This is a genomic window from Pyxidicoccus caerfyrddinensis (assembly GCF_010894405.1).
Taxonomy (GTDB): domain Bacteria; phylum Myxococcota; class Myxococcia; order Myxococcales; family Myxococcaceae; genus Myxococcus; species Myxococcus caerfyrddinensis.
Map to the genome: position 1 here is coordinate 67,833 of NZ_JAAIYA010000038.1, position 7,502 is coordinate 75,334.

5 protein-coding genes are annotated in these 7,502 nt (G+C 64.4%); 3 read left to right on the forward strand and 2 right to left on the reverse strand.

All coding sequences use genetic code 11. The features are described from left to right. The first annotated feature begins 214 nt into the window (after positions 1-214). Entirely contained in the window at positions 215-1,978 is a 1,764-nt protein-coding gene (locus G4D86_RS48070; RefSeq protein WP_164002284.1) for an Ig-like domain-containing protein, read from the forward strand. An 87-nt stretch (positions 1,979-2,065) separates the two neighbouring features. Here G4D86_RS48070 and G4D86_RS48075 read toward each other — a convergent pair whose 3' ends face one another. Further along, positions 2,066-4,069, reverse strand: a complete 2,004-nt coding sequence (locus G4D86_RS48075) for a sensor histidine kinase (protein ID WP_240360899.1) — start codon at positions 4,067-4,069, stop codon at positions 2,066-2,068. Positions 4,070-4,800: 731 nt separating this feature from the next. On the opposite strand from G4D86_RS48075, the gene G4D86_RS48080 reads away from it, so the two are divergent. Beyond that, positions 4,801-6,144 carry a DUF1254 domain-containing protein gene (locus G4D86_RS48080; RefSeq protein WP_164002285.1) on the forward strand — a complete coding sequence of 448 codons (1,344 nt, stop codon included), beginning with the start codon at positions 4,801-4,803 and terminating at the stop codon, positions 6,142-6,144. Positions 6,145-6,189: 45 nt separating this feature from the next. Here the strand turns inward: G4D86_RS48080 and G4D86_RS48085 are convergent, their stop codons facing one another. After that, complete coding sequence (locus G4D86_RS48085) at positions 6,190-6,591, reverse strand: hypothetical protein (RefSeq protein WP_164002286.1); 402 nt, start codon at positions 6,589-6,591, stop codon at positions 6,190-6,192. A gap of 56 nt (positions 6,592-6,647) precedes the next feature. Between G4D86_RS48085 and G4D86_RS48090 the strand changes: the two genes are divergently transcribed. Then, a partial coding sequence (locus G4D86_RS48090; protein WP_164002287.1) for a DUF1254 domain-containing protein occupies positions 6,648-7,502 on the forward strand: 855 nt, incomplete at its 3' end.

Here is a 7,502-nt window from a genome sequence, read left to right on the forward strand (position 1 = left end):
GCTGTGTAAGCACTAGGTCCAATATCCATGCGCTGGCACCCAGCGTAGAGGTGGCCGTGCGGACGTGAGCCGGTACCTGCTCTGGATGCTGGCCGTCTGGGCGTGTCCCCAGCATGTCCCCAGAGCACTCTTGCTTTCTGAAAGTTGCATCGAACCCACAGCCCGGCGCTCCATTTTTACAGCGCCCGTGTCGGGCTCCCCACGAGGAAAGTTCATGTCGTATCTGCTTTCGAGGTGGCTCACAGCGCCAGCCGCCGCATTGCGCGCCGGATTGGTGCTTGGACTGGTCGCCTGCACCCTCGCTGCTTGTCGCGACAACGACCCGCAGCCGCAGCCCGACGTGCCGCCGGTGGCCCGCAACGTCGCCCTCGAGACGGTGGAAGACACGTCCCTCGAGGTGCACCTGCCGGCCAGCGGCAACGGAGCAATCACTTTCACCATCGTCGACGCACCGGACCACGGCACATTGAGTGAGCTCCGCGCCAATGGCTCCATCACCTACACCCCCGGCGACGACTACAATGGCGAAGATGCGCTCATCTTTCGCGCCACCAACGGCAAGGGCCAGAGCGCCCAGGCCACGGTGACCATCACCATCACCCCGGTGAACGACACGCCCACGCTCTCCTCGGTGGCCAACCAGACCATCGCCGAGGGCAGCTCGACCGGTGACCTGGCCTTCACCCTGAGCGACGTGGAGACCCCCGCCGACGGCCTCGCGGTCACCGCTACGTCCTCCAACGCCGCCCTGGTGCCGAACGCCCCCGCGAACCTCATCTTCGGAGGCTCCAGCACCAGCCGCACCCTCGAGGTGGTTCCCGCCGCCAACGCCAGCGGCTCCACCACCATCACCCTCTCGGTGAGCGATGGCTCCGCCATCACCTCCACCATCTTCACGGTCGACGTCACCGCGGTGAACGACGTTCCCACCATTTCCCCAGTGGCCAACCAGACCATCGCCGAGGGCAGTTCGACCGGCGACCTGGCCTTCACCGTGGGCGACGTGGAGACCGCCGCCGACAGCCTCACGGTCACCGCCACGTCCTCCAATACCGAGCTGGTGCCCAACGACCCCAGCAATCTCGTCCTCGGCGGCTCTGGCTCCAGCCGCACCCTCAACGTCGTCCCCGCCGCCAGCGCCAGCGGCTCCACCACCATCACCCTCTCGGTGAGTGACGGCTCCGCCATCACCTCCACCACCTTCACGGTCGACGTCACCGGGTCTGCGAGCCTCTACTGGATGACTGCCGCCGGCTCGCTGTGGAGGGTTGACGTGAACGGCACGAATGCCATTGAGCTCAAGACCGGCATCAGCGGGGCATCTTCCATCGCAACCGACCCGGTAACCCGTACCCTCTTCTACACGCACGACAGCGCAATCGCTCGAGCGGACAGTGATGGGGCGAACCCGGTCGATGTCGTGGCGAACGGAGGCTATCCCAGCGGGCTGGCAGTCGATTCGACGAACCGCAAGCTGTACTGGTCCGATTTCAACGGTGAGCGGGTCATGCGCGCCGAGCTGGACGGCAGCAATCCAACGCAGGTCGTCGGCGGCATCGACAGCCCGTCTGCCCTCGCGTTCGATGTCCCGAGCGGCAAGGTGTATGTCATTAGCTACAACAACACAAAACTCTTACGATTCAATCTCGATGGAACCAACCTGGAGACCCTCGCTTCAAGTCTGGGCGGACTGGGCGTGGGCCTGGCGGTCGATTCGAGCGGCGGGAAGGTGTACTACTCGACCCGCGGCAACAGCATCTATGTCGCCAACCTGGACGGCTCCAACGTCACCACCCTGGTGACCAACCAGACCTCAGTGTATGGGATTGCCCTCGATGTCACGGCCGGGCGGCTGTATTGGGCGGATTGGCTGGGTGGAGTGCTCCGGAGCGCCAAGCTGGCCGACGGCAGCGATGTCCAGGACGTGAACTCGGGCAGCCGCAGGAACCTGGGTCTGGCCTGGATGCCTGCGCCGTAGCCAGGAGCAGGTGGCACTTCGACTTGTGGCCACTCGCTCGAACGTGTCAGGGCTGCGGTATCCCAGGGATGGTGGCGGGGGCTCGAGTCATGACGGCAAACCCGAGGTGGCAGCAGGAAGGAGGCACCGTAACAGAGCCCCTTGCCCAGGGGGGCTCTCGGCTTGGAGCTGGCCGCCGTGCGCCTCGACGATGGAGCGGCTGATGGACAGCCCCATCCCCAGCCCTTGCTCCTTGGTGGAGTAGAAGGGCTCGAAGATGAGGGGCAGCCGCGACGGCTCGATGCCTCCTCCCGAGTCCTGCACACTCAGCTCCACCTGCTCCTGGCCCGTGGAGGTGGTGCACACCCAGACATGGCGCTGGCCCGCGGGGACATCGGCCATGGCATCCAGGGCATTGACGAGCAGGTTGAGCACCACCTGCTGGAGCTGGATGCCATCCCCCCGCACGGCGGGCAGAGACGGGGCCAGCACCAGGTGCAGGTCCGCGCCGCGCAGCAGCATGTCGTTGACCACCATGCGTGTCATCTCGCGGACCAGCTCGTTCAGGGAGTGGAACTCATACTGGGGCTCCCCCTTCTTGAGCAGCGTGCGCATGCGGCGGATGACCTCGCCCGCCCGCTTGTCGTCGGAGATGATGTCCCCGAGGGCTTCTCGCACCTCGCCCAGCTCCGCGGGGGTGGCATCCAGCAGGCGGCGCGCGGCCTGAGCGTTGCTGAGGATCGCGGCCAGGGGCTGGTTGAGCTCGTGGGCCAGCGAGGCGGCCATTTCGCCCAGGGCCGCCACCCGGCCGACGTGGGCCAGCTGTTCCTGGGTGCGGCGCGCCTCCAGCTCCGAGAGCTTCTCCACGCGGTGGCGCTCGTTGAGCTCCGCCTGGGCGCGAATGCGGCGGCGGCGCTCCACCACAAGCACCCCGGTCATCAGCGCCTGCAAGGCGATGATGGTGAGGGCGCCCAGGGCATACCAGCGATAGCGCTCCCAGAAGGACGGCTCTTCGAAGGCGATCCGCACCCCCGGAGGCACTTTGTCGCGGGCAATGCCCCAGCGCTGCAGCGCGCGGGCGTCGACAGTCACGCTGTCCACGGGCGCCGGCTCCAAGGGCGTGCTGAAGCCAACCTGCTCTCCGCGCACCATGCGGGCGGTGAGCATGCCCAATTGTCGGCCGACGGCCTCATAGTTGATGAGCACTCCGCCGACGAAGCCCATGCCCAAGACGGTATCGTGGACGGTGAAGCAGGGCCGGTTGCTGGCGGCCAGCAGCATGCGCGCGACCTCGCGCGGCACGAAGGGCCTCCCGGTGGAATCAGACATGAAGGTGGACGTGAGCACGGCGGTATCGGCCGGCAGGGTCCCCACGCGCTCGAGCATCTCAGCCAGCGGCAGGCCGCTCAGGTCGATGAGCTCCAACCCCCGCCGCGCCAGCAGGGGCTGCAGCTCTTGCAGGATCTGTTTCTGCTGCGCTTGCTCCCAGGAGCTGGAGCCGTTGACGAGCGCCAGCCTCCGCGTGCCGGGCATCAGCTGCAGGGCCAGCTCCGCCGTGGCCAGCATGTTGTAATGCAGCCATTGGCCCACCACTCGCTCCGGGCGAGGTGGCTGCTCCCACAGCCACTTGTCCTCGGAGAGGGCGACCACGGGAATGTCCGGCCACAGTTCCTGGCGCAGCTCCAGGGTCACGCGGATGGCGTCGGTGCGGAAGGTGACGAGTGCATCCGGCCGACGCTCGCGGTACTTGACCCGATACCAGGAACGCAGTGCTCGTTTGTATTCAGACCCGCTGGCCCAGCCCAGATCCAGGCTCTCGACATCCACGGTGACCGGGCCGCCCCAGGACTCCCACAGGGAGGAGCGGAGACTGGAGACGAGCATCGCCATGGCGGGAAGCGCCGTGTCCTCGGGGACGAGCAGGAGCACGGACTTTCCGGCTGGACGCGCCTCTTGGGCCACCACCCGGGGTGTCAGCAGCAGCAGTGAGAGGCAGAAGAGGGAGGTTGTGCGCCAAGACATGGTGGACTTCACATCGGCCGAGCCCGCGGCGAACGCGGTGGTGGTGAGCAGCAGGCACGGCAGCAGGAACTTCAACGCAGTCTGGGACATGGCGTCTCCTTGGTGAGGGGAGGACACCCCACCACTCCCCCCCCCCGACGCCCGGCTTGGGCCGCATGGGCCGGCGTGTGCCTCCAGGGGGCTGCACGGCCTCTCCACCGGCCCGGCGGACAGCCCGGGGGCACCCGTCATCAGCCCTCCTCGGCCCCTCTGCACCAGCCCACCACCCTCAACACAGCCCCTATCCGTCTTATGCTCTCGGCACCAGTGAGAAGACCCTCAAAGTGCACCGCGGCCGTGTCGTTCAGAAGTTCAGAAGTTGGGAGTGGGCTCGGTAGCGGAGCTGGTGCGGCTCGTGGACCGGCTGGACCAGGACTGAGCCGCCCGCCGTATAGGTACAAGGTCCCATATCCACTTCCTGATACTTCGGCATAGAGAGAGTGGGGAGCCTCTCCTTGTCAAGCAGGCGTCACGAAATGCAATACAGCCGAACTCTGTCTGAACTCAGAAATCATCTTTCCCTGATAGGAGGCCCAGGCCCGCGTCGCCGCGTCCGACGTGCCCGGCCTGGATGCCCCTTGTGCATCCCGAGGACGCGGAGAGTGCCCGGGTGCTCTCGAGCCTGCGGAGCTGTTCTGAGTGGCGACCACGCTGCTGCGTCGTCCCTGAAAACAAAGAGCGCGCCTCCTTCGGGAAACACAGGCGCGCAATGAATGTGCTTGTCATGGGCAGGTCCCCCCCTGCCCATGGTAGCGGACGTTTCACCCCCACTTGAGGAAATAATGCCTATCACAGTCACCCCCGAAGAGGCGCGTGCCATTGTCAAGGATGCCTACCTGTATGGATGGCCTCTCTCAGAGAATTACAACACACTCTACGCCTACTCCATTGATACGGAGAATCCGAACTACAAGGCCCCGTTCAACCAGATCTGCAATCTACCCGGGGTAGCCACCCCGGAGGACACGGCCGTCGTGACGCCGAACTCCGACACCCCCTACTCGTTCATCTGTGCCGATCTCAGGGCAGAGCCTCTGGTGCTCACCGTTCCGCCCATGACGCCGGAAGATCGCTACTTCTCGTTCCAGTTGATCGATCTCTACACCTTCAACTTCAGCTATATCGGCACCCGGGCTACCGGGAACGACGGCGGCAGCTTCCTGCTGGCGGGGCCTTCGTGGGAGGGCGCAGACAGGTCCAGGTTCGATGGCATCTCCTATAGCGAGAGCCATTTCGCCCTGGTGATCGTCCGCACGCAGCTCTTCAATCCGAACGACCTGCCAAACGTCGAGGCAATCCAGAATCAGTACAAGGTCCAGACCCTGAGCCAGTTTCTCGGCACCCCGCCGCCGCCCCCCCCTCCCTCCATCGAGTGGCCGGCCCCCCTCGTCGGAGCCCCGGGCAAGACACCCGCGGTGTTCGGCAACATCAATTTCATGCTCCAATTCTGTCCCATCAATCCCACCGAGGTGGGATTGATGGAGCGTTTCGCTCGGATCGGCGTTGGCGCCGGCCTGCCGTTCGATGTGAACGACCTGAGCCCCGAAATGCTGGCGGCCTTTGAAGGAGGCATCGCCGATGCCTGGCAGGCATTCGAAGCGATCAATGCACAAGTGGACGCGGGCGAGCTGAAGACCAGCGATTTCTTCGGCACGAGGGACTTCCTCAACAACAACTACCTGTACCGCTTCGCGGGGGCGAAGCTCGGCATCTACGGAAACTCCAAGGAGGAAGCGCTCTACCCGGTTTACAGCGTGGATGCGAACGAGCAGAAACTCGACGCCTCGACGAGTCAATACACGCTCACCCTGACCGAGCTCCCGCCGGCCAAGGCGTTCTGGTCCGTCACGATGTATGACGCCAAGACCCAGCTGCTCGTCGACAACCCCATCAATCGCTATCTGTTGAACTCGCCGATGCTGGACTCGTTCGTGCGTGGGGAGGACAACTCAATCACGTTCTACATCCAGAAAGAAGCCCCGAACGAGGGGTTGCAACCGAACTGGCTGCCAACCCCTGATGGAGCGTTCTACATGGGCATGCGGCTCTACGTCCCGGAGCGGAGCGCACTCGACGGCGAGTGGACCCCCCCCCCGGTGCGGCGAGTGGACACATCGGCGAGATAGGTCCCGCTCCACTGAGGCTCGGTGACATGGAACTGATAGCGCTTCTCATTTGGGTTGAGCCCTGTATCCGCAGTGACGGAACCAACTCAATGCGTCTTGCGGAGTGATGGCCGTCATGGCCTCGGCGATCGCCTTGTCGAGTTCATCCCGTGTGCGCGCTTCGGCGTGTTGGAGCAGGCTTTTGAACTTGCTCCAGCACAGTTCAAGATGGTCTCTCTGGGCGATGCCCAGGTGGTCAAGCTCCTGGATGAAGCCCAGGCCCGCGTCGCCGCGTCCGACGTGCCCGGCCTGGATGCCCCTTGTGCATCCCGAGGACGCGGAGAGTGCCCGGGTGCTCTCGAGCCTGCGGAGCTGTTCTGAGTGGCGACCACGCTGCTGCGTCGTCCCTGAAAACAAAGAGCGCGCCTCCTTCGGGAAACACAGGCGCGCAATGAATGTGCTTGTCATGGGCAGGTCCCCCCCTGCCCATGGTAGCGGACGTTTCACCCCCACTTGAGGAAATAATGCCTATCACAGTCACCCCCGAAGAGGCGCGTGCCATTGTCAAGGATGCCTACCTGTATGGATGGCCTCTCTCAGAGAATTACAACACACTCTACGCCTACTCCATTGATACGGAGAATCCGAACTACAAGGCCCCGTTCAACCAGATCTGCAATCTACCCGGGGTAGCCACCCCGGAGGACACGGCCGTCGTGACGCCGAACTCCGACACCCCCTACTCGTTCATCTGTGCCGATCTCAGGGCAGAGCCTCTGGTGCTCACCGTTCCGCCCATGACGCCGGAAGATCGCTACTTCTCGTTCCAGTTGATCGATCTCTACACCTTCAACTTCAGCTATATCGGCACCCGGGCTACCGGGAACGACGGCGGCAGCTTCCTGCTGGCGGGGCCTTCGTGGGAGGGCGCAGACAGGTCCAGGTTCGATGGCATCTCCTATAGCGAGAGCCATTTCGCCCTGGTGATCGTCCGCACGCAGCTCTTCAATCCGAACGACCTGCCAAACGTCGAGGCAATCCAGAATCAGTACAAGGTCCAGACCCTGAGCCAGTTTCTCGGCACCCCGCCGCCGCCCCCCCCTCCCTCCATCGAGTGGCCGGCCCCCCTCGTCGGAGCCCCGGGCAAGACACCCGCGGTGTTCGGCAACATCAATTTCATGCTCCAATTCTGTCCCATCAATCCCACCGAGGTGGGATTGATGGAGCGTTTCGCTCGGATCGGCGTTGGCGCCGGCCTGCCGTTCGATGTGAACGACCTGAGCCCCGAAATGCTGGCGGCCTTTGAAGGAGGCATCGCCGATGCCTGGCAGGCATTCGAAGCGATCAATGCACAAGTGGACGCGGGCGAGCTGAAGACC

Bases quoted from the DNA above. Each gene is read 5' to 3' on its own strand.
- G4D86_RS48075 (WP_240360899.1), bottom strand. From the start codon at position 4,069: ATGTCCCAGACTGCGTTGAAGTTCCTGCTGCCGTGCCTGCTGCTCACC.
- G4D86_RS48070 (WP_164002284.1), top strand. From the start codon at position 215: ATGTCGTATCTGCTTTCGAGGTGGCTCACAGCGCCAGCCGCCGCATTG.
- G4D86_RS48080 (WP_164002285.1), top strand. From the start codon at position 4,801: ATGCCTATCACAGTCACCCCCGAAGAGGCGCGTGCCATTGTCAAGGAT.
- G4D86_RS48085 (WP_164002286.1), bottom strand. From the start codon at position 6,591: ATGACAAGCACATTCATTGCGCGCCTGTGTTTCCCGAAGGAGGCGCGC.